The organism is Pseudalgibacter alginicilyticus, assembly GCF_001310225.1.
GTDB classification, from domain to species: Bacteria; Bacteroidota; Bacteroidia; order Flavobacteriales; family Flavobacteriaceae; genus Pseudalgibacter; species Pseudalgibacter alginicilyticus.
On the sequence record NZ_CP012898.1, the window covers coordinates 767476 to 788547 of the forward strand.

Annotated in this window: 18 protein-coding genes and 1 tRNA gene; 9 read left to right on the forward strand and 10 right to left on the reverse strand. The window is 30.4% G+C overall.

Annotation, left to right across the window (positions count from 1 at the left end):
• The first annotated feature begins 11 nt into the window (after positions 1–11).
• The 4 genes from APS56_RS03110 to APS56_RS03125 all read left to right on the forward strand — a co-directional run bounded on the left by APS56_RS03110 (position 12) and on the right by APS56_RS03125 (position 4423).
• Positions 12–1736 (forward strand): RagB/SusD family nutrient uptake outer membrane protein, encoded by a 1725-nt coding sequence (locus tag APS56_RS03110; RefSeq protein ID WP_054724683.1) that lies wholly within the window; start codon positions 12–14, stop codon positions 1734–1736.
• Positions 1737–2007: 271 nt separating this feature from the next.
• Entirely contained in the window at positions 2008–2784 is a 777-nt protein-coding gene (locus APS56_RS03115) for a tRNA pseudouridine synthase A (RefSeq protein ID WP_054724685.1), read from the forward strand.
• A 326-nt stretch (positions 2785–3110) separates the two neighbouring features.
• Entirely contained in the window at positions 3111–3665 is a 555-nt protein-coding gene (locus APS56_RS03120) for a hypothetical protein (protein ID WP_054724686.1), read from the forward strand.
• 77 nt (positions 3666–3742) lie between these two features.
• Positions 3743–4423, forward strand: a complete 681-nt coding sequence (locus APS56_RS03125) for a DUF2461 domain-containing protein (protein ID WP_054724688.1) — start codon at positions 3743–3745, stop codon at positions 4421–4423.
• Between the two features lie 246 nt (positions 4424–4669).
• Here the strand turns inward: APS56_RS03125 and APS56_RS03130 are convergent.
• Both APS56_RS03130 and bshB1 read right to left on the reverse strand, forming a co-directional pair.
• Positions 4670–4745: transfer RNA gene (locus tag APS56_RS03130), tRNA-His, on the reverse strand.
• A 115-nt stretch (positions 4746–4860) separates the two neighbouring features.
• On the reverse strand, positions 4861–5580 hold the full coding sequence (gene bshB1 / locus APS56_RS03135) for a bacillithiol biosynthesis deacetylase BshB1 (RefSeq protein ID WP_054724689.1): 720 nt from the start codon (positions 5578–5580) through the stop codon (positions 4861–4863).
• Between the two features lie 324 nt (positions 5581–5904).
• Between bshB1 and pckA the strand changes: the two genes are divergently transcribed.
• Entirely contained in the window at positions 5905–7533 is a 1629-nt protein-coding gene (gene pckA / locus APS56_RS03140; protein WP_054724691.1) for a phosphoenolpyruvate carboxykinase (ATP), read from the forward strand.
• A gap of 97 nt (positions 7534–7630) precedes the next feature.
• On the opposite strand, the gene rlmF is transcribed toward pckA, so the two are convergent.
• The 3 genes from rlmF to nudK all read right to left on the reverse strand — a co-directional run bounded on the left by rlmF (position 7631) and on the right by nudK (position 10322).
• A complete protein-coding gene (rlmF, locus tag APS56_RS03145) occupies positions 7631–8506 on the reverse strand; it encodes a 23S rRNA (adenine(1618)-N(6))-methyltransferase RlmF (RefSeq protein WP_054724693.1) in 876 nt (291 codons plus the stop codon).
• Between the two features lie 124 nt (positions 8507–8630).
• Complete coding sequence (locus APS56_RS03150; protein WP_054724695.1) at positions 8631–9515, reverse strand: DUF8428 domain-containing protein; 885 nt, start codon at positions 9513–9515, stop codon at positions 8631–8633.
• Between the two features lie 222 nt (positions 9516–9737).
• Positions 9738–10322, reverse strand: coding sequence for a GDP-mannose pyrophosphatase NudK (nudK, locus tag APS56_RS03155; protein ID WP_054724697.1), 585 nt, complete (start codon positions 10320–10322; stop codon positions 9738–9740).
• Between the two features lie 330 nt (positions 10323–10652).
• Here nudK and APS56_RS03160 point away from each other — a divergent pair, with 330 nt between their 5' ends.
• The gene (locus APS56_RS03160; protein WP_054724699.1) at positions 10653–10898 is read left to right on the forward strand and encodes a hypothetical protein; all 246 of its coding nucleotides are present in this window, start codon (positions 10653–10655) and stop codon (positions 10896–10898) included.
• 106 nt (positions 10899–11004) lie between these two features.
• On the opposite strand, the gene ettA is transcribed toward APS56_RS03160, so the two are convergent.
• The 4 genes from ettA to APS56_RS03180 form a co-directional block, all read right to left on the reverse strand.
• The gene (ettA, locus tag APS56_RS03165; RefSeq protein ID WP_054724701.1) at positions 11005–12696 is read right to left on the reverse strand and encodes an energy-dependent translational throttle protein EttA; all 1692 of its coding nucleotides are present in this window, start codon (positions 12694–12696) and stop codon (positions 11005–11007) included.
• 52 nt (positions 12697–12748) lie between these two features.
• On the reverse strand, positions 12749–12931 hold the full coding sequence (locus APS56_RS03170) for a CAL67264 family membrane protein (protein ID WP_054724703.1): 183 nt from the start codon (positions 12929–12931) through the stop codon (positions 12749–12751).
• Positions 12932–13166: 235 nt separating this feature from the next.
• Entirely contained in the window at positions 13167–14327 is a 1161-nt protein-coding gene (locus tag APS56_RS03175) for an OmpA family protein (RefSeq protein WP_054724705.1), read from the reverse strand.
• Positions 14328–14681: 354 nt separating this feature from the next.
• Positions 14682–15212, reverse strand: coding sequence for an NADPH-dependent FMN reductase (locus APS56_RS03180; RefSeq protein WP_054724707.1), 531 nt, complete (start codon positions 15210–15212; stop codon positions 14682–14684).
• Positions 15213–15368: 156 nt separating this feature from the next.
• Between APS56_RS03180 and APS56_RS03185 the strand changes: the two genes are divergently transcribed.
• Complete coding sequence (locus APS56_RS03185; protein ID WP_054724709.1) at positions 15369–16997, forward strand: acyl-CoA carboxylase subunit beta; 1629 nt, start codon at positions 15369–15371, stop codon at positions 16995–16997.
• A gap of 57 nt (positions 16998–17054) precedes the next feature.
• Complete coding sequence (locus APS56_RS03190) at positions 17055–17477, forward strand: DoxX family protein (RefSeq protein ID WP_054724711.1); 423 nt, start codon at positions 17055–17057, stop codon at positions 17475–17477.
• 16 nt (positions 17478–17493) lie between these two features.
• On the opposite strand, the gene APS56_RS03195 is transcribed toward APS56_RS03190, so the two are convergent.
• Positions 17494–20319, reverse strand: coding sequence for a TonB-dependent receptor (locus APS56_RS03195; protein ID WP_054731110.1), 2826 nt, complete (start codon positions 20317–20319; stop codon positions 17494–17496).
• Between the two features lie 210 nt (positions 20320–20529).
• Here APS56_RS03195 and APS56_RS03200 point away from each other — a divergent pair, with 210 nt between their 5' ends.
• Positions 20530–20919, forward strand: a complete 390-nt coding sequence (locus APS56_RS03200; protein ID WP_054724713.1) for a transmembrane 220 family protein — start codon at positions 20530–20532, stop codon at positions 20917–20919.
• Positions 20920–21072 lie beyond the last annotated feature (153 nt).

Sequence of the window (21072 nt, forward strand, 5' to 3'; positions counted from 1 at the left end):
AAAGAATAATTATGAAAAATAAATTAAAATTACTTATTCTAAGTTCAATATTTTCTTTAACATCTTGTGAAGATTTTTTAGAAAAGATTCCCTTAGATACCGTTTCTGAAGCATCTTTTTATCAAAATGCCACAGACCTACAAGCCGCCGTTAATGGCTTTTATAACGATTTACCGGGCTGGGCATCCACATCAGTCGGATTTAACATCTTACCTGATAGCAATACTGATATGGCACTAACTGAAAATCCAAGTAACAGACTCAGCGGATTAAGTTATGACATACCAAACTCTGCTACTGTATCTATATGGAGTTGGGATGAAGTAAGAGAAGCGAATTGGCTTATAGACCATTTGGACCAAGCAGCTGCAAGTAGTGATACAGAACAAATCTTAATTGACCAATACTCAGGTGAAGCTTATTTTTTTAGAGCCTATTATTATTTTGAATTATTAACAAGATATGGAGATTTACCTATATTTTCTGAGTATTTTGACAACAACGATACAGAATATGTTTTTGCTGCAAGAGACCCAAGAAATGAAGTAGTAGATTTCATGCTTTCTGATTTAGATACCGCAATTGACCTTTTGCAATCATTTCCTGATATTTCTGGTCATCCAAGAATCAGTAGGGAAGCAGCTCAATTGTTTAAAGCAAGAGTAGCTTTATACGAAGGTACCTGGGAAAAATACCATAATGGCACACCTTTTGGCGTAGTAGGATCTGATGGATCCCGTTTTCTTCAAATAGCTGCAGATGCTGCTGAAGCTGTAATGAATAGTGGTGTATTTACTTTACATGATGATTATAGCTCTTTATTTAATCAAGTTGGTTTAAGTGGAAATAGTGAAGTAATGTTATGGAGAGATTATAATTCTGTTACGCTTAACCTCAGCAATGTTTTACAAATATCATGGCCTAATAGATGTGGGTATACTAAATTTGCTGTTGACAGCTACTTATGTACAGATGGTGACCCAATCTCAGTTAGCCAATTATACAATGATGGAGACAACGAAAGTTTAACAACTATCGAAAATAACAGAGACCCAAGATTGGCTGCCTTGATAATGGTTCCTGGTGATGAAGTGGAATTTAGGGATAATGTTTACACTTATTGGCAATACCCTGATTTTAACGATACAAATACTGGTAATACAGGATATGAAAGTCAAAAGTACAGAAACATAAACTATTATTCTGATTTTCAAGGATATACAGAAGACACATCAAGAATTATTATGCGTTATGCTGAAGTTCTATTAATATTTGCTGAAGCAAAAGCAGAATTAGGAACTATTACACAAACAGATTTAAATAGATCCATTAACTTATTACGTGATCGTGTTGATATGCCTGGGATTACTTTGGGAGCTATTACTACAGACCTTAATTGGCCAAATTATGGTCATACCTTAACCCCTATTATTTATGAAGTTAGAAGAGAGCGTTCTGTTGAATTAATGGCAGAAGGTTTTAGATCGGATGATTTAAATAGATGGAGAGCTCATACCTTATTTGATGGTGACCAGCCTAGAGGCGCTTACTATAATGACGGAGTGGTAAATACTGTATCTATTTCAACGCCTGTTGATTCTGATGGATTTTTACTACCTTTTTCAAACTTTGGTAATTTTAATTTTGATGAATCCAGAGCATATTTACAACCACTACCTTTAGATGAATTACAACTTAATCCTAACCTTACTCAAAATCCTGGTTGGGAAAATTAATTACTAAGTCTTCTTAGAATCTCAAAAAAGAGGCGTGAAACTTAAAAATTTCACGCCTCTTTTTTTATTTAATATTTAGTTTATTTCTAAAAAATAATATTTAACAGAAATCAAATCATTATTCTAAATCAATTTTTGTTCTATTAAAAAAACATGATTAAACAGTTAACAATCTGAATCCATGTGTATACCATCACGTTTTAGTATAATATCTTTTTGTTTTTGTTTCAATAAAGAAAAAGAACTTTCTTTGTTCCTGCAATACTGTATAATGAAAAAATACTTCTACGTTATTACCATTCAATATTTGGGCTATCGGTTTCATGGTTGGCAAAAACAACCAAATTTGAAAACCTTACACTTAATGGTGGATAGAACCTTAAATTTTATCCTTGAAGGAAAAACATTTAAAAGTTTAAGTTCAGGTAGAACAGATGCTATGGTTTCTGCAGAAAGTGCAGCCTTTGAATTGTTTTTAACAGATCCAATCAAAGATCAAGAAGCTTTTTTAGAATTATTCAACTATAATTTACCACAAGACATTAGGGCTTTAACTATTCGAGAAGTTGATAAACATTTTAATATTATCAATCATTCTAAAATTAAAGAATATCTGTATTTGTTTTCTATTGGACAAAAAAATCATCCGTTTTGTGCACCTATCATGACTACCATTCTTGATGACTTGGATATTGAAATCATGAAAAAAGGAGCTAAATTGTTCCAAGGCAAACATTATTTTAAATCTTATTGCTATAAACCAACTGATAATGGTATTTATAATCGCGAAATATTACTTTGCGAATTAATTGAAAACACTATTTATACTGCTAATTATTTCCCAGAAAAATCATTTGTTCTCAGAGTTAAAGGCAAAGGTTTTATGCGAAATCAAATTCGTTTAATGATGGGAACACTTATCGATTTAGGGAAAGGAAAAATCTCAATAGAAGAAATTAAAGCTAGTCTGTTACCAAATAGCTCTATAAAATTTGAATATATTGCTCCAGCTTCAGGATTGATTCTTAACAACATTGAATTTAGTTAATCTAATTCACTATTAAAAATAATATCTGGTTTCTTAAAATTTAATATTAAACTGTGAGTTCAAAAAACATCAAACCAAGTTAGCCTACATTCCCAAAAACAACTACTTTTTAGAACTCCAGATACATTAACAGCACTATTTTACAGACAAGCAAGATTTTATTTAATAATTTAAATACCTCGTGTGTAAATTATACAAATCAAATCAAAAAACATATAACAAAAAAACTTCCATATTCAGTGATATTTGTGTTGTAATATTTAAGTGAAAATCAAAAATAGTTTGATGTATTACATAATTGATTATTAATCATAAAAATTGTAAATATGAAAATTTTAATTTTAGCTACCCTCACATTATTTATATCACTTAGTGTATCGGGGCAAGTAAAACCAAAAGAAATAAAAGAAGAAATTGAAGTAAAAACAATAAAAGTTAACAATGGTGAAAAAATTACAGAAAATAAAGTAAGGGTTATCACCAGAGAAGAAGCTGATATTGAATTGGATGAAAATGACGCTCAAAAAGTAAATCAAAACCGAATAAAAGCTAATGTAAAAGTGAATAAAACAATTTCGGTTGATAATGATTCCGATAATAATTATGATACACAATCAACAGCGTTGTATTATAAAATAGGAAACAATCAATACCAATTTGTTCCAAATGAAAACGGTTTTGATATAGGTATAAACAATAATCCTTCTGACTTTAAAAAATTAGAATCAGCATGGCATTCAAGTTCTAAAGGACACTATATTATAAATGGAGAATTTTATAATGGGCTTGGGTATTTTGATGATGAAAACAATTTAATTGTGGATTACTATAATGAAAACACAAATAAAGTGGAAACGAAAACCTATAGCAGTAAGAAATAATTACAATATTATAATACAAATATAAAGTCCTATTTTAAGTGGGACTTTTGTATTTTAGGCCCTAAATAATACATTTTATGACTCCAAGAATCATCCCAAAAGAAACTTTAGACTTTTTAAAAAAATTGGAAAAAAATAATAATCGTGAATGGTTTAATGAGCATAAAAAAGAATTTAAGGCTATTGAAGATAAAGTTAAAGATGTTTATAATAGTATTTTTGAGTCCTTAAAAACACATGACGATGTTGATAAAATAAAAATATTTAGGATTTATCGTGATGTACGCTTTTCAAAAAATAAAGCTCCATACAAAACACATTTTGGAGGATCTTTTCATAGAACAAAACCTCAACTGAGAGGTGGGTATTATTTACAAATACAGCCAAACGACAAATCATTTATTGCGACTGGTTTTTGGGCCCCTAATAAAGAAGATTTATTAAGAGTGCGAAAAGAGTTTGAAATAGATGATTCTGAAATACGTGACATTTTAAACAATAAAATATTTAAAAATGTTTGGGGCAATATTGTAGGAGATGAAGTTACAACCGCACCTCGAGGGTTTAACAAAGAACATGAAGCCATTGACTTAATAAGAAAAAAGCAATTTATATTCATAAAAAAATATACCGACAAGGAAATACTAGAACCCAATTTTATTGAAAACGTAAATGACGCTTTTAAAATAATTCGCCCGTACTTTAACTATATGAGTGAGGTACTAACAACTGATTTAAACGGAGAGTCTACAATATGATCCCACCAAGTCTATGAATTTTCAATATGGTGTAGACAGAGAACATAAATATCACCTAAGACACATCCATAAAAAGTATTATTAAAAGCACTAAGGAGAGTTTTTCTAAAAAATAGTCATAGAGTATTAAAACATCTAAAAATACGTATACAAAGAGCTCAGTACTTAATACATGTTAATCTTTAAAAATAAAAAAATATTTTCAACAAAAAAAGCCCTTCAATAAATTGAAAGGCTTTTATTTTTGGGTGGAAGACCGGATTCGAACCGGCGACCCTTGGTACCACAAACCAATGCTCTAACCAACTGAGCTACAACCACCATGTAACTTACATTTTGTAATGCGTGTGCAAATGTAAATGATTTACACGGTATCTACAAAAACTTTTTTCAATATTTTTTGCATAAAATAAAAAATAAAATACTTAAAATTCTAACTATTTAATATCGAACAAACTATCAACAGCTATGTAACGTTCCACTGAAAAACCTTCAGCATGCTCAACTCCTATTAAGCGCCCTAAATCTCTTAACCTATAAACAACACTATCAGTAAAATTTTTATTTGAAATAGGTGTTTCTGGTTCTTTACTGTTCACATCAAAAAACTGTGTTTTATAAGCCATAACTGAGGCTACTTTTTTATCTACATACCCAGTAACATCCACCACAAAATCAGGTTCTATATTTTTCCATTGTATGTAATGATACACTTGTTTGGGACGCCAAGGAACTTGAACAATATTTTGATCAGTTTTTGTTTCTATTTTTATCAAACCACTCAAAAAACAAGCATCACTTACCAACTTACTGCCTTTACCGTGATCTATATGCCTATCATCAATCGCATTACAGATTACCAAATCTGGTTGATACTTTCTAATCATTTTAATAATTTCCAATTGATGATTTCTATCATTGATAAAAAAACCATCAGCAAACTTTAGGTTTTCTCTGATCAAAACCCCCAATATTTTAGCAGCTTCAGTAGCTTCCTTATCTCTTGTTTCGGCAGTACCACGGGTTCCCAATTCACCTCGGGTTAAATCTATAATGCCCACCTTCTTTCCCTTAGCAATTTCTTTTGCTAGCGTTGCTCCACAACCTAATTCTACATCGTCTGGATGTGCACCAAAAGCAAGAATATCTAATTTCATATATTCACTTAATTTATTACCAAATTACTATTTTTTAACTTTATTTACTTCTAATTAAATCATATTTATTTAAATATATTACAAATACTTAAAAACACCTTACTACTATTACGTTTTCGTTTTCAGTATTTACATTCAAGTGTATTAAAAACTCCTAATAATTTAAAAATAACGTACATTTTTAAAGTATGATTTTAGTCATAATATTTAGCAACCTTCTACTGTAATTTTACTGTATAATTAAAAAACACTATTTAAAGTGCTAAAGCTAGCAAATAATTATATAAAAAGTTATAAATAATAAGAACCTTAAAATAGAATAAAATGAAAACAATTGAAGAAAAAGGCCAAGTAGATTTAACGAAGTATGGCTTAAAAGACGTAAATGTGCATTGGAACTTATCACCTGAAGAATTACAAAAAATAACAGTTGATAAAGGAATGGGTAGAGAAACAAAAAACGGAACACTTGCTATCAATACTGGAAAATTCACAGGACGTTCACCTCAAGACCGTTTTATTGTAAAAGATGATTATACTGCAGATAAAGTTTGGTGGGGAAAAACAAATAAACCAGTATCTACTGAAAACTTCAATAAATTAAAAAGCGAAATTACTACATACCTTTCTGGAAAAGAAATTTATGCACGAGATGGATATGTATGTGCAGATCCTGAATTTAGAACAAATATTAGAACAGTAACTGAATTACCATGGTCAAATATGTTTGTTTATAACATGTTTTTAAGACCAAGTGAGAAAGAATTAGAAAACTTTAAAGAGGATTGGTTAATTCTTTGTGCTCCAGGTTATGAATGTCCAGACCCAAAAGCCTATGGTATTCGTCAAGGTAATTTCTCTATTTTAGACTTTACACAAAAAATAGCTATAATTGGAGGTTCTGCCTATACTGGTGAAATGAAGAAAGGTATTTTTTCTGCATTAAATATGATTTTACCAGTTGAAAGAGATGTTTTACCAATGCACTGTTCTGCTAATGTTGGTAAATTTGGAGATACTGCAATTTTCTTCGGATTATCAGGTACTGGAAAAACAACCTTATCTGCAGATCCTGAACGTAAATTAATTGGTGATGATGAGCATGGATGGACTGCTGATAATAATATTTTCAACTTTGAAGGTGGATGTTATGCAAAAGTAATTGACCTATCTGAAGAAAAAGAGCCAGATATTTTTAGAGCAGTAAAACCTGGTGCTATACTTGAAAACATTGTTTTTAAAGCTGATGGTGAACCTGACTATATGGATGGTAGTATCACTCAAAACACACGTGTAAGTTACCCAATTCATCATATTGATAATATTCAAGAAACACTGTATGCTAATAACCCTAAAAATATTTTCTTTTTAACATGTGATGCTTTTGGGGTATTACCTCCAGTATCAAAATTAACTCCTGGTCAAGCCGCTTATCATTTTATTTCTGGTTATACAGCAAAAGTTGCAGGAACAGAAGCAGGAATTACAGAACCAGTACCATCATTCTCTGCTTGTTTTGGAGAACCTTTTATGCCTCTACACCCTACAGTTTATGGTGAAATGTTAAGTAAAAAAATGACAGAAGCAGGTGTTAATGTATGGTTAATTAATACTGGATGGAGCGCAGGACCTTATGGTGTTGGTTCACGTATAAAATTAAAATATACAAGAGCTATGATTACTGCAATTCTTAATGGAGAATTAGAAAATGTTGATTACGAACAAAACTTTATTTTTGGATTATTTATGCCTAAATACTGCCCAGGGGTACCAACAGAGATTTTAGATCCTATGAATACTTGGTTGCAAAAAGGCGCTTACGTTGGAAAAGCTATTCAATTAGCCCACTCTTTCCACTTAAATTTTGAGAAATTTGCACAGCAAGCATCTGAACAAATTATTGAAGGTGGACCACTAATTGATGAACACCATCACTTACACGAAAACATTTAATAGGTTCTTATTTATCTAAAAAGGAGTTCAATTTTGAGCTCCTTTTTTTATTAATATTATCATATAAATGAAAATTAATATACCTTTAAAATATTTTTTACTGAAAAGTCCATGCCACAATTCTTGATATTTTGTTACCCTGACTCATATGAATTGTTTTAATATCTGTTACACCGAGTTTATTTAAGGACATATACATACTTTTAACTAACTCTTTTTTAGAAACTAAAGTTGTATACCAAACACATTGTTTTTTAAATAATGAGCTTTCATATAAATAATTATGAATAAAAGATTTTTCTCCTCCATTATACCATAACTCATTTTTTGTCCCCGCAAAATTCCTTATGGCCTTACCTGCTATTTTTAAACCCTGTAATTTTTTGGTTGTAGCTTCTAAAGCCTCTGCTTCCGATTTATAAAATGGTGGATTACACATGGAAACAGAAAACATGTCATCTGTTTTTAAGACATTTTTAAAAATTTGTAACTTATTCTTTTGATGTCTTAACGTTATATCATCTTGCAGTTGATTTTTATCTATATTCTTTTGTGCTATTTTTAAAGACTCTTTGTCAATGTCTGTAGCTACAAAAGTCCAGTTATATTCGGCATTTCCTAAAATAGGGTATATACAAGTAGCCCCTGTACCAATATCCAAAACACGAACATTGCTTCTTATTCCTGAATTATCTAATAAATCTGAAATATGGTGAATATAATCTACGCGTCCCGGAATTGGAGGACACAGATTAGTGTCCAAGAATTCCCAAAAAGTAATATTATAATGTTTTATCAATAAAGCTGTGTTAAGAGCTTTTACGGCTTTTGGGTTGGTAAAATCAATTGTTTTATTATTATAAGTATTAATAAAAACAAAAGGTAACAATTCAGGTGATGCTTTACATAAATCATGCAAATCATATCCTAATTTATGCTTATTTTTTGAATGAAAACCTGTTTCTTTTTTCATGTTCAATAATTATACTTTAAATATACTCTCAAAATAATAAGTCCGCTGCATAAAAGTTCAAACAATAATATAAAAAAACCCGAAAGCCATACTTTCGGGTTAGAAATATTAAGTAATATATTATCTATTTAAGTGTAAACTCAGAAGTTGCTACTAAATCTTTTTCATTAAATACATTAACAATATAACGTCCACTTTCAAAATCTGCATCGTCTTTACTTGTAACAAACTCACAAATATTTAAGTTAGCATTCTCGTAATTAAATTTACTAATCATACTATAGTTAAGAGTTAAATCTTCAAACTGAACTTGGTCATTAGATCCTAAAATATTGTTTTGGGGATCTACCACTTGAACATATAACTCTTGGTTACCAGACTGCACTAATTTATTTTTAGCAACTGTAAAACAAACTCTAATTTTATCAGTACGTCTTGCTCTTTCTGTAGGGATTAGTTTTCCAGAGGTTCTTTCAATTACTCCAAAACCTTTTAACTCAACAGCTCCTAAAACAGCTGCATTTTTAACAACTTCAGCTAACGCAGTATTTTGAACCAACAAGGAATCTGTAAAAATAGAACGCTCTTCCAAACGCACACGTGTGCTATCCAAAGAAGTTGCCAAATATGAGTTTTCAACTCTCAAAGAATCATTTAATGCTAATAAAGCATCCATTTCTTTTTGTAAAGAAGTGTATTTTTGTTTGTATCTCCAAAGCGTTTTAACATTAGAGTCAGACATTGCTAAAGAATCAATGAGGCCTTGTATACGATTTCTAGCATCAATTAAATCTGAATTTGCTACTTTATTTTCACTTATAGCAATATCATATTGTTTTGCCATAGCATTTAAATCGTTCATTACCAATTGCTTTTCTTCCATCAAGTCATTTTGAACTTTTTCACTGTTTTTATACAGATTCATAGTATAAAAACCCGTTGCTAAAAATAAAACCAAAGCAATACCTAAAGCTACTTTTAATCCTATATTACTTTTATTATCTTCCATAATTACTATTTTTTTAATTGTTGTTTTTAAGAGTTTATATGTTATTTTTTTATACCGTATTAAATAAATATTGGTATTTGACTTATATACGTTTAACTTAAATTATTAGATGTTTTATTGAAACCCCAGAATTAGGCTATACAAATAAAAAAACAAAAAAAACTGATTTACAGCAGTTTAACTAATAAAAAGTATAGGTAAATTTTTGTTAAAATAAAATCATCATTCTAATAATTTATGAATCTGTGCATACTGTAATAAGATAATTGTTCTAACATCATTAATTTCACCAGAATTCAACATATTTAAAGCTTCACTAAAAGGCAATTCAAGTACCTCAATATCTTCATGTTCGCTACTTAAACCACCTCCTTTACTAACTTTCATATCGTCTGTGTAGGAACCAATAAAAAAGTACATTTTTTCAGTTAAAACTCCAGGAGAGGTATATGCTTCAAATACTTTTTTTACTTCTTTAATTCTATAACCAACTTCTTCTTCAGTTTCTCTAATAATACAGGCTTCAGGATCATCTTTATCTAACATTCCTGCACAAACTTCAATTAAATAACCATCACCATTGTCATTCATATAGGTTGGCATTCTGAATTGTTTAGTTAAAATTATGGTTTGCTTTTGTTTATTATATAGCAAAATACCTGCTCCATCACCCCTGTTATAAACTTCACGCATTTGAGTTACCCATTTACCGTTACTCATTAAATAATCAAAATTAATTCTATTGAGAATGTAATAATTGTCAGAAAGGAGCTTGCTTTTAATGTTTTTTATATGATTACTTGCCATACTCAAAATTTGGGGTTTGTTTACACCTATTTAGCTATTAATTTCTATTAACCTAAATATGCTTATTTCGGTAAGCAATTTCGTTAAAATAAATCAGTTTTAAAAGTAAAAATCAGTTACTGTTTCATATTGCTTTTAATTAAACTTTTTATATTAAAACAAAGGCATCATAAATTCTTTGTATAGGAAGTCCATTTACTGTTTGATTTTATTGAAGTTTTAAACATTATAATGTGTATAAAAAACCCTTAGATCAATCATTTTTAATTGTTTAGTCATTAAAAAACCAATACCTTTGGTACTGCTATTAATACGAATGTAATAACACACATGTTTACAGGTTACATAACTTTATTTTTCCTAAAATTATCATTATTCAATCAAAACCAAATTGTTATTGGGCTTTCAATAGTTGTTGGTTTTTTTCTTATCCTTTTAATTTTAGGTGTTAGAAAATCTTTTCTATTAAAAAAAGAAAATGACCGCTTAAATAAAATAAGTGAGCAACAAGCTGAAGATGACAAAAATAAGACATACAAAGATTTTACCGAAGGACATATGTACAGTAACAAATAAAAAACTATTAAACATTTATTAATTTAGTTTGTACTCACAAAAAAGCCTGCAATGCAGGCTTTTTTGTTATTTAAAAACATAATCAGGTTATTAGAAATAAACATAATTACCTAACAAGTTTCTTGTATTTAATACGTTTAGGCATCAAATCTCCTCCCAAACGTTTCTTTTTATTTTCTTCATAATCAGAAAAACTACCTTCAAAGAAATATACTTGTGAATTACCTTCAAAAGCTAATATATGAGTGCAAATTCTGTCTAAAAACCAACGATCGTGACTAATTACTACGGCACAGCCCGCAAAATTTTCCAAACCTTCTTCTAAAGCTCGTAGCGTATTTACATCCAAATCATTAGTTGGCTCATCTAATAATAATACATTACCTTCTTCTTTTAGTGTCATTGCTAAATGCAAGCGGTTTCGCTCACCTCCAGAAAGTAATTTCACTTTCTTATTTTGCTCGCCACCAGAAAAATTAAAACGACTTAAATAAGCTCTTGAATTTACTTCTTTACCACCCATCAAAATCAATTCTTGCTCGTCACTAAAGTTTTGCCAAATAGTCTTTTCAGGGTCTATATTAGAATGCTTCTGATCCACATAAGCTAGTTTGGCTGTTTCTCCAACCACAAACTCGCCCTTATCTGGAGTTTCCTCTCCCATTATCATTCTAAAAATGGTTGTTTTACCTGCACCATTAGGACCAATAACTCCTACAATTCCAGCCTGTGGTAAGTTAAAATTTAAATCCTCGTATAACAATTTATCGTCATAACCTTTACTTACACCTTTTGCTTCAATGACATTTGTGCCTAACCGTGGACCATTAGGAATATAAATCTCAAGTTTTTCATCAAGTTGTTTTTGATCTTGACTCATTAACTTATCATAATTCTTTAAACGTGCTTTTTGTTTAGTTTGTCGTCCTTTTGCTCCTTGACGAACCCAATCCAACTCACGCTCTAATGTTTTTTGACGTTTTGAAGCTGTTTTACTTTCTTGTGCCAGTCGTTTAGACTTTTGATCTAACCATGAAGAATAATTTCCTTTCCATGGAATACCTTCTCCCCTATCTAACTCCAAAATCCAACCAGCAACATTATCAAGAAAATACCTGTCATGTGTTACAGCTATTACAGTTCCTTTATATTGTGCTAAATGATGCTCTAACCAATGCACAGATTCCGCATCTAAATGGTTGGTTGGCTCATCTAATAACAACACATCAGGTTCTTGCAAAAGTAATCTACATAATGCTACACGACGACGTTCACCACCTGATAATACACTTATTTTTTTATCACCATCAGGAGTTCTCAAAGCATCCATAGCTATTTCTAACTTTGTATCTAATTCCCAAGCATCAGCAGCATCTATTTGATCTTGAAGTTCTGCTTGACGGTTCATCAACTTTTCCATTTTGTCCGGGTTGGAATACACTTCTTCCAAACCAAACATATCATTTATTTTATTGTATTCATCAAGAATAGCAACCGTTTTAGCTGCACCTTCTTTTACAATTTCTAGCACAGTTTTAGACTCATCCAATATTGGTTCTTGCTCTAAATATCCAACAGAATAATCTTGTAAAAAGGTAACATCTCCTTGATAATTTTTATCTATCCCGGCAATAATTTTAAGCAAAGTTGATTTCCCTGAACCATTAAGTCCTAAAATCCCAATTTTTGCGCCATAAAAAAAGCTTAAATAAATATTTTTTAACACAGGTGTATTTGCTCCTTGAAAAGTCTTGGTTAAACCAGACATTGAAAAAATCACTTTTTTATCGTCACTCATTTTTATTATACATTTTTAATTGTTTAACTTGAGTATTAATTGTAATAACTATTTAAACTCTGCCATTAAGGGCATTAAAAACCCATGCAATAGCGAAAAAGCCAATACCAACAGCTGCAAAACCCCATCCAGCTACATCATCATATCTAAACGCCCCCAGCGCAATTAAACTCAGTCCTACAAATATCATAATCCATGTAGCCCATGCTAACACAGTATTTTTATTCATTGCCATAATCTTTTCTATTTTTAGTTCAGAAAAGCAAATATCGTATTTTTTAATTATAAATCAACCATCATCTATTAGCGATAAATACTACTTGTCGAAAAACAATTATTAGAATACTTAATATGTAACTAATAAGTATTTTAAACACTGTATTATAAAAAAATGGTCAGATTATTACATAAAAAAATACTAACTTTTAAAAGTTAGTATTTTTTTATGTAATTCCGTTAAGATATGTCAACTAAAATTTGAGGATACTAATTTCAGATCGTCTATTTTGCTTATGCATTATTTCTGAACACCTTGTATGGTCATCACATTCATTAACCAACTTATCTTCACCAAAAGCTTCTCCTTCAATTCTATCACTTTGGAAACCTTTATCAAACAAATAATCAAGTGTACTTTTCAACCTTTTTTCTGAAAGTTTTTGATTATATATAGCGGATCCTCTTGAATCAGTATGTGAGGTGATTTTTAATGATAATTTTGGATACTCATTTAATATTAGCGTTAATTTGTCTAATATACTTTTAGATAAAAATGTTAAATTAGAAGAATCAAAAGGGAAATGTATATCCTCTAAATCATCAATTTTATTTTGTATTTCATTCCTTGTTTCTAATTTTTCTTTTTCTAACTGGGCTAATCTTGCTTTTTCTTTCTCCTGAGCTATCATTTTCTCATGTAAAATAGCTTTTTCATGCGCTCTATTAACACGAGCAATAGAATCTTCAATTCTTGATTTTTCTTTTGCTAATTCTTCAATTAAAGCTAATTTTTCTTCCTCTTTTTTAGTTAAACCCTTTTCTTCTTTAAATTTATAAACCAAACCAATGGCATGCTGTAAATGATTTTTAAAATTTGAATTCATAGCCCATTTTCCTGATGAATTTACATCCATTCCAATTCTATCAGTAAACCAAGTTCTAAAACCTATTACACCATTATATGTCCCGCGAGAATAATCATTAGCATGTGTAAAACCAACACCTACTCCTACGTAAGGATCAAACCAACCAGTATCTCCTATAATTTCATTTAAATCATAACTCAATCTTGAATCAATAGAAAAATAATCTTTATCTTCTGTAAGTGGGAAATTATCAACTATCTTTCCTTCCTTATACCGATTGTAGGCCACAATACCTTCAACACCTAATCCGCTTTTAAAATATCTACCAATACTTAATCGCGAAGGATATGGCACTGCATTCCATGCATCTTTTATATCAAATAATTTTCCAAAAGCATTACCTGAATCATCAACCGCATTAAAGCCTATTCCAAAAATCCATGAACTTACTTTTGTTGAATCTATTGATATGTTTTCTGTAGTTTGAGAATATGTTGTATACGTACTAACAACAAAAAAAAATAATAAAATTTTCTTTTTAAGCATGATTTTAATTTGGGGTTAAAAAATATATACGTAAAAATAGATAAATCATACAAAGACTAACAATATATACTTTGAATTGTATAAATAATCGATAATTGGACTTTGATTTAACAATATCATATAATTAATTTTTAAATTTAATAACCTACCTTAAAAAAATTAAATTAAAGAATTATATGTTTTCATTTTTTAACCATTTTTCCTTTCTAAAAAAAGTAAACTTGCTGAAAACCTCTTATATTTTTAGTATAGGTTAAAGATAAAATCAGAGTTAAGTTATGGCTTTTTTTAATAAACATCTTTTGCTATTATAATGCCACAGATGTCTATTTTAATATAACATTCGTTTTTAACTTATAAGGCTGCTTTAAAAATTTCTACTTTATTTTTTAATTCAGAATTCAGCTCCTCATTAACAATCTTTCCTTCTAAAAAATTAGTTCCAAATGTTGGTAAAGAAAATGATTCTATAATGTGAGCATCATGACGAGGAAATCTATCTTGTGCTATTGATAATACAGATGCTCCACCTCTAGCCCCTGGTGAAGTTGCCATCAATAACATAGGTTTTCCATAAAAAGTTTTACTTTCAATTCTGGATATCCAATCAAATATATTTTTAAAAGCAGTAGCATAAGCTCCATTATGCTCTGCTAATGATAAAATAATACCATCTGAAGACTTAATATTATCCAAAAAACTTTTTGCTGATTTTGGAATGCCATGCTCTTTTTCATAATCTATACCATAAATAGGCAGATCATAATCATTCAAGTCTAAAATTTGAATATTTACATTTTCGATTAAACTAGATGTATAAACTGCTAATTTTTTATTTATTGAATTTTTACTATTACTTCCTGCAAACGCTATAATACTTTTCATTTTTATGTTTTTGTTGAAACAAACTTATATAAAACAACTTTATGTTCCAAGTAAACTATTTTCACGAAATTCAATTTGGCATTTTAAAAACTAAAAAAGTTTGACTTATAAATTTTGAGGTTATACTTTTGTACTTTAGCTTTAAACTAAGCACTAATGGATATTAACTTCAATAAAAACGAAGATTACAATAAACTTTTAATTTCAGATTTAAACAAACGCCTAGCTCAAGTAAAATTAGGTGGTGGAAAAATCAATATTGAAAAACAACATAAAAAAGGGAAAATGACCGCCCGTGAACGAATTGATTTTCTTTTAGATACAGGTTCAAAATCTATTGAAATTGGAGCTTTTACAGGAGACGGTATGTATGAAGAACATGGAGGATGCCCTTCTGGTGGTGTGGTTATAAAAATTGGCTATATAAAAAGAAAACAATGTATTGTTGTTGCCAATGATGCTACTGTAAAAGCTGGAGCTTGGTTCCCCATCACGGGCAAAAAGAACCTTAGAGCACAAGAACTTGCTATTGAAAATAGGTTGCCAATTATATATTTAGTAGATTCAGCAGGTGTTTACCTGCCCATGCAGGATGAAATTTTTCCAGACAAAGAACATTTTGGTCGTATTTTTAGAAACAATGCCATTATGAGTAGCATGGGAATTACACAAATTGCAGCCGTTATGGGAAGTTGTGTTGCTGGTGGTGCTTACTTGCCTATTATGAGTGACGAAGCTTTGATTGTTGATAAAACAGGTAGTATTTTTCTTGCTGGAAGCTATTTAGTAAAAGCAGCTATTGGAGAAACTATTGATAACGAAACTTTAGGTGGGGCCACAACACATTGTGAAATTTCTGGTGTTACAGATTATAAAGCCAAAGATGATGCTGATGCTTTAACTACCATTAAGAACATCATCGATAAAATGGGTGATTACGATAAAACTGGCTTTAATAAAATTGAATCTAACAAGCCTAAAGAAAATCCAGAAGATATTTATGGCATTATTCCTAAATCAAGAGCAGACCAATACGATATGTACGAAGTGATTAAACGTTTGGTTGATAACTCTGAATTTGATGAATATAAAGCAGGTTATGGGCAAACAATAATAACTTGTTATGCACGTATTGATGGATGGGCAGTTGGCATTGTTGCTAATCAACGAAAATTAGTAAAAACCAAACACGGCGAAATGCAATTTGGCGGTGTTATTTATAATGATAGTGCAGATAAAGCCACACGATTTATTGCAAATTGCAATCAAAAGAAAATTCCCTTAGTATTTTTACAAGATGTCACTGGTTTTATGGTAGGCAGTAAAAGCGAACACGGCGGTATTATAAAAGATGGAGCCAAAATGGTGAATGCGGTTAGTAATTCAGTAGTTCCTAAATTCACGATAATTATTGGAAATAGTTATGGTGCGGGGAATTATGCTATGTGTGGAAAAGCATATGACCCTAGACTTATTGTGGCATGGCCTAGTGCAGAACTTGCTGTAATGAGTGGTAATTCTGCTGCTAAAGTATTACTTCAAATTGAAAAAGCTTCCTTAGAGAAAAAAGGGGAAAAAATAACTAAAGAAAAAGAAGAAGCCCTTTTTAACAAAATAAAAAACAAATATGACAACCAAGTGTCTCCTTATTATGCCGCGGCACGGCTTTGGACAGATGCTGTTATAAATCCGTTAGACACTAGAAAATGGATAAGTATGGGTATAGAAGCTGCTAATCATGCTCCTATTGAAAAGAAATTTAATTTAGGGCTACTCCAAGTTTAATTTTTAATTCTCATCTGATTTTTGTACTTTAATGATTGAATTTCAATAACTTCAATCATGGTAACAATAAAATCACTCAATAAATGGGCAAATAAACATTCCTATTTGCTGATTGATTTTTTACGTATTGCTTTTGGTGTTTTTATTTTTATAAAAGGGATTAGTTTTATGACCAATAGCCTCATGTTATTACAACTTTTTGAACCCATAAAAAATTGGGCTGGTAGCATGATGGCAATGCATTACGTGGCTCCAGCTCATTTTATTGGTGGACTTTTAATTACTTCTGGTTTATTAACACGTTGGGCAATCATAGCCCAACTACCCATTTTAATTGGAGCTATTGCTATAAATTTTGTAGGTGAAATGAACACAACAAACTTATACATAGCCATTGCTACTATATTGGTTTGTGGCTTTTTTTTAGTCTATGGTTCTGGCAAACATTCTTTAGATTATTACTTTAAAATGCAGCAGTAGCAGTAATTAAATACCTCTAAAAAACATAGTTTAATTTCAAAACTGTTGCTCGAGGCAATACAGGAACAACAACAAAACTCGCATCAGGATTAGCTTGAATAAAATCTGTGGTTACCCCATTGGCACTAACACCAAAACTATTAGCTCCAAAGAAATTAGCTAAACCTTCTGAATTAAATAAGTTGGTAATCAATAGATTTACTGATAAATGCTTATTAAAGGTATAGCCGGTACCTAAGTTAAAAATACTATAAGCAGGCAATTGAAATGCGTTAGCAACATTACCTTCTCTTTTACCCATAAACTGCCATTTAAAAAAAGCTGATATTTGATCTTTTTGATATTCTGTACTTAAATTAAACATTAATTTAGGGTTAAATGGTAATTGATTTCCAGAAAAATCTTGAATACTATCATCACTAATGTCCACGCTTCCCGCTGCATCATAAACTGTCCATGATGTTGCTTTTGGATTTTGAACAACACCATTAAAACGAAATGTCATATTTTGAAAAGGAGTATAAATACTCTCCCATTCCAAACCTATTGTTTTAGATCTGTTAGATTGATTGGGTGTATAAAAAATACTACTATCATTTTCATCAAAGGCAAAATCAGATACACTGATATTTTTCAGTTGACTCCAAAATGCTGTTGAAACAAATGAAAAATCTTTTAGATTGTATTTTAATCCCAATTCTAATTGATTAATTTCTTGTATTTCACCTTTACTATTAACAGGAACATTATCAAAATTATTGAAATAATAGTTCAATTCTGGTGCTTTATTTCCTTTTGAAACCCGAGCAAAAAGCGACGCTTCATCTTCAATTTTATAATTTACACCAACAGAATAAGATAAATAAGTATAGTTAAAATTAAAAATATCTTGCTCGCCAGTAAATACATTTAAACTATTATCAAAAGCTGTATTTACATCTCCATCAACTCCTCCAACTTCTTCAATTGGCGCATAGCGGTCTTTACTTCCTTTGTGCCCTATAGTCTCTAACCGTAAACCTAAATCTAAGTAAAACTTATCAGCTATCTTCCATCTATCGTTCACAAATGTAGCGACCTGACTTACTTGAGCTTGAGAATTAACATAAAACAAACCTCCATAATTACTCACTCCATTTTCATCTGATAAATAAATAATTGGTTCTCCTGGATTTTCAAGAGTTACCTGTAACATTTTTGGGTTAGGCTCGTAGGTAACATATCCAAAACTACCTTGTGTAAATAACGAGGTATCTGAAAACCCTAAAGAAAACCCCATATTAAAATCATGGTTTTTCCATTGCTTACGCAAGGTTAATTGATTCATCCATTCATTAGCTTTATTATCTTTGTACCAAGCAGATGTTCCCATAATTGCATCATTTGGTAAGGTGCCATTACCAATATACTCAATTGGGTTTCCTCCAAAAATACCGCTATTATCTAATCTTGCAATTTCCAATCCTGAAATAGCATTTCTAAAAACCACTTGTCCTAATGGAAATGTTGAACCACTTGTATCACTAATAAAATATGCTGTAGGGTCATTTAATGACACAAAAGCATTACTTATAGAGGTTTGCCAAATAGCATCTTTTGTAGAAAATTTTGTATTATTTCTAATAGACCAATTATAGCCAAGGTCTTGTAATAAGTCAAATCCAAACGCTAAATCTCTAGCATACAAACCTTTTGATGGATTAAAACTATTAGTAGCTCCTTGCGTTAAGTTCCGCCCATCTGGAATAGAAACATCAAATGCTGGCATCATTAGAGCTGTAGTATTAAAATCCTGATCAAAAGCAGGCTTAGGGTCATTCCAATCTGTTGCTGCAACTCCTGTCCATCTGTTTGTATAATCATCCAAAATTTTGCCATAAAATTTTAAATAACCTCGACTATATTTCTTTAAGACATTAAATTTAAATTGACCTCCTTTACTAAATACAAAATCTGTATTTCGTGCACCATCATCATAACGGTAATGACCTCCAACATTAAAAAACCAATTATTACCTAAAGGACCTCCCAGAATTGCATCTACTTTATACAATGGATTCCCTTCGCCTTGTAAACCACTTTGCAATTGAATTTCACCTCCAAAATGAGAACGCTCGTCATGCGAAATAAAATTATAAATTCCTCCTGGTGCGTTTAATGCCGTTATAGATGCACTTCCTCCTCTTATGGCTTCTACTCGTTTAGTACTAAGATCCAAACGGTGAAAAATATCCGGAGAATAATAAGAATGCTGTACTAAACTTACGGGTAATCCATCCTCTTGTAGGGATATGTAATACCAACCAAAATCGTCTTCAGCAGAAGCTGAAATACCTCGTGTATATACTTTTGTAAATACTTCGCCTGCAGAAGCATCAGTAAATGTCCCGGAAATATTTTGCAACAAATCAGCAGTTCCTCTGGGCGTTACTTGACGTAATACTTTTAATTCTAAAGAACTCACAGACGTGCTAGATTCTAATTGGATACGAGGCTCAAAAGTACCTGTAACAACAATAGTTTGAAGATTAAGTAAATCGTCTTCCAATACAAATAAAAATGACAAATTATCTTTATCTACATCTATCGATTTGTATGATGTTTTAAAACCAATATGCGAAATACTTAATATATAATTCCCTGAAACCACGTCATTTATTTCAAAAACTCCTTGACTATCTGTAATATCAAAAAAATTGGTGCCCTTTATTACAACATTTACACCTTCTAAAGCATTTCCATTCGTATCATTTACAACACCTTTAATATTTACCTGTCCTAAAACAGTATTATAAATTACTAACATTATAAAAAACAGTATATTTTTTTTTAATTGTTTCATTTGATTTTTAAGAGATATTTTTTGAAATACATAATTAATAAAAAAACATTTAAAACTTGAACCTTTTAACATGTTTAATATGCTTTTCAAAAACGACTATTAAGCGATAACTTCCTTAATTTATGCTTATTAAAAAATTACTTTTATTGTAAATATTCTTGTAAATTTATTTTATTTAAATTTTAAACAAATTTCATAAAAAAACAACTAATGACTAACCATCAAAATATTACAAAATCAAAAAGAAATCTCAATATCGTATTAAGTACTATGTTTTCATTATTTGCCATCATCCAACTTAATGACCCAGACCCTACTCTTTGGTTCTCATTGTATATGATTGTAGCACTTGTTTCTATTATTTCAAATTACACAAGCATACATAGAATCATCATTTGGGTGCTCATAATTGGCTATTCACTTTATGCGAGCAGGTATTTTTTCTATTTTTTTGATTGGTTAAACACAGAACACAAAGAAGAAATTTTCGGGAAAATGGTTTATGAAAAACCCTATTTGGAAGGTTCCAGAGAATTTATTGGGCTTATTATGGCTATTGGTGCCTTATTTTTTCAGGTTGGAAAAAAAGATACACATTAAAATAAAACTATGAACTTTTATAAAATCCATAGTTTTATTTTGAAAGTATGATATTCTTTATATCAATTTAAAATCTAATTATTTTTTTCAGAAGTGGTTCTTGGCCATGAAGAAAACACAACGATATCTATGTTGTCACCCAAATACAACACG

What these genes read in the sequence shown, in the direction of transcription:
- APS56_RS03110 (WP_054724683.1), top strand. Translation starts at nt 12, where the DNA reads ATGAAAAATAAATTAAAATTACTTATTCTAAGTTCAATATTTTCTTTA.
- APS56_RS03115 (WP_054724685.1), top strand. Translation starts at nt 2,008, where the DNA reads ATGAAAAAATACTTCTACGTTATTACCATTCAATATTTGGGCTATCGG.
- APS56_RS03120 (WP_054724686.1), top strand. Translation starts at nt 3,111, where the DNA reads ATGAAAATTTTAATTTTAGCTACCCTCACATTATTTATATCACTTAGT.
- APS56_RS03125 (WP_054724688.1), top strand. Translation starts at nt 3,743, where the DNA reads ATGACTCCAAGAATCATCCCAAAAGAAACTTTAGACTTTTTAAAAAAA.
- bshB1 (WP_054724689.1), bottom strand. Translation starts at nt 5,580, where the DNA reads ATGAAATTAGATATTCTTGCTTTTGGTGCACATCCAGACGATGTAGAA.
- pckA (WP_054724691.1), top strand. Translation starts at nt 5,905, where the DNA reads ATGAAAACAATTGAAGAAAAAGGCCAAGTAGATTTAACGAAGTATGGC.
- rlmF (WP_054724693.1), bottom strand. Translation starts at nt 8,506, where the DNA reads ATGAAAAAAGAAACAGGTTTTCATTCAAAAAATAAGCATAAATTAGGA.
- APS56_RS03150 (WP_054724695.1), bottom strand. Translation starts at nt 9,515, where the DNA reads ATGGAAGATAATAAAAGTAATATAGGATTAAAAGTAGCTTTAGGTATT.
- nudK (WP_054724697.1), bottom strand. Translation starts at nt 10,322, where the DNA reads ATGGCAAGTAATCATATAAAAAACATTAAAAGCAAGCTCCTTTCTGAC.
- APS56_RS03160 (WP_054724699.1), top strand. Translation starts at nt 10,653, where the DNA reads ATGTTTACAGGTTACATAACTTTATTTTTCCTAAAATTATCATTATTC.
- ettA (WP_054724701.1), bottom strand. Translation starts at nt 12,696, where the DNA reads ATGAGTGACGATAAAAAAGTGATTTTTTCAATGTCTGGTTTAACCAAG.
- APS56_RS03170 (WP_054724703.1), bottom strand. Translation starts at nt 12,931, where the DNA reads ATGGCAATGAATAAAAATACTGTGTTAGCATGGGCTACATGGATTATG.
- APS56_RS03175 (WP_054724705.1), bottom strand. Translation starts at nt 14,327, where the DNA reads ATGCTTAAAAAGAAAATTTTATTATTTTTTTTTGTTGTTAGTACGTAT.
- APS56_RS03180 (WP_054724707.1), bottom strand. Translation starts at nt 15,212, where the DNA reads ATGAAAAGTATTATAGCGTTTGCAGGAAGTAATAGTAAAAATTCAATA.
- APS56_RS03185 (WP_054724709.1), top strand. Translation starts at nt 15,369, where the DNA reads ATGGATATTAACTTCAATAAAAACGAAGATTACAATAAACTTTTAATT.
- APS56_RS03190 (WP_054724711.1), top strand. Translation starts at nt 17,055, where the DNA reads ATGGTAACAATAAAATCACTCAATAAATGGGCAAATAAACATTCCTAT.
- APS56_RS03195 (WP_054731110.1), bottom strand. Translation starts at nt 20,319, where the DNA reads ATGAAACAATTAAAAAAAAATATACTGTTTTTTATAATGTTAGTAATT.
- APS56_RS03200 (WP_054724713.1), top strand. Translation starts at nt 20,530, where the DNA reads ATGACTAACCATCAAAATATTACAAAATCAAAAAGAAATCTCAATATC.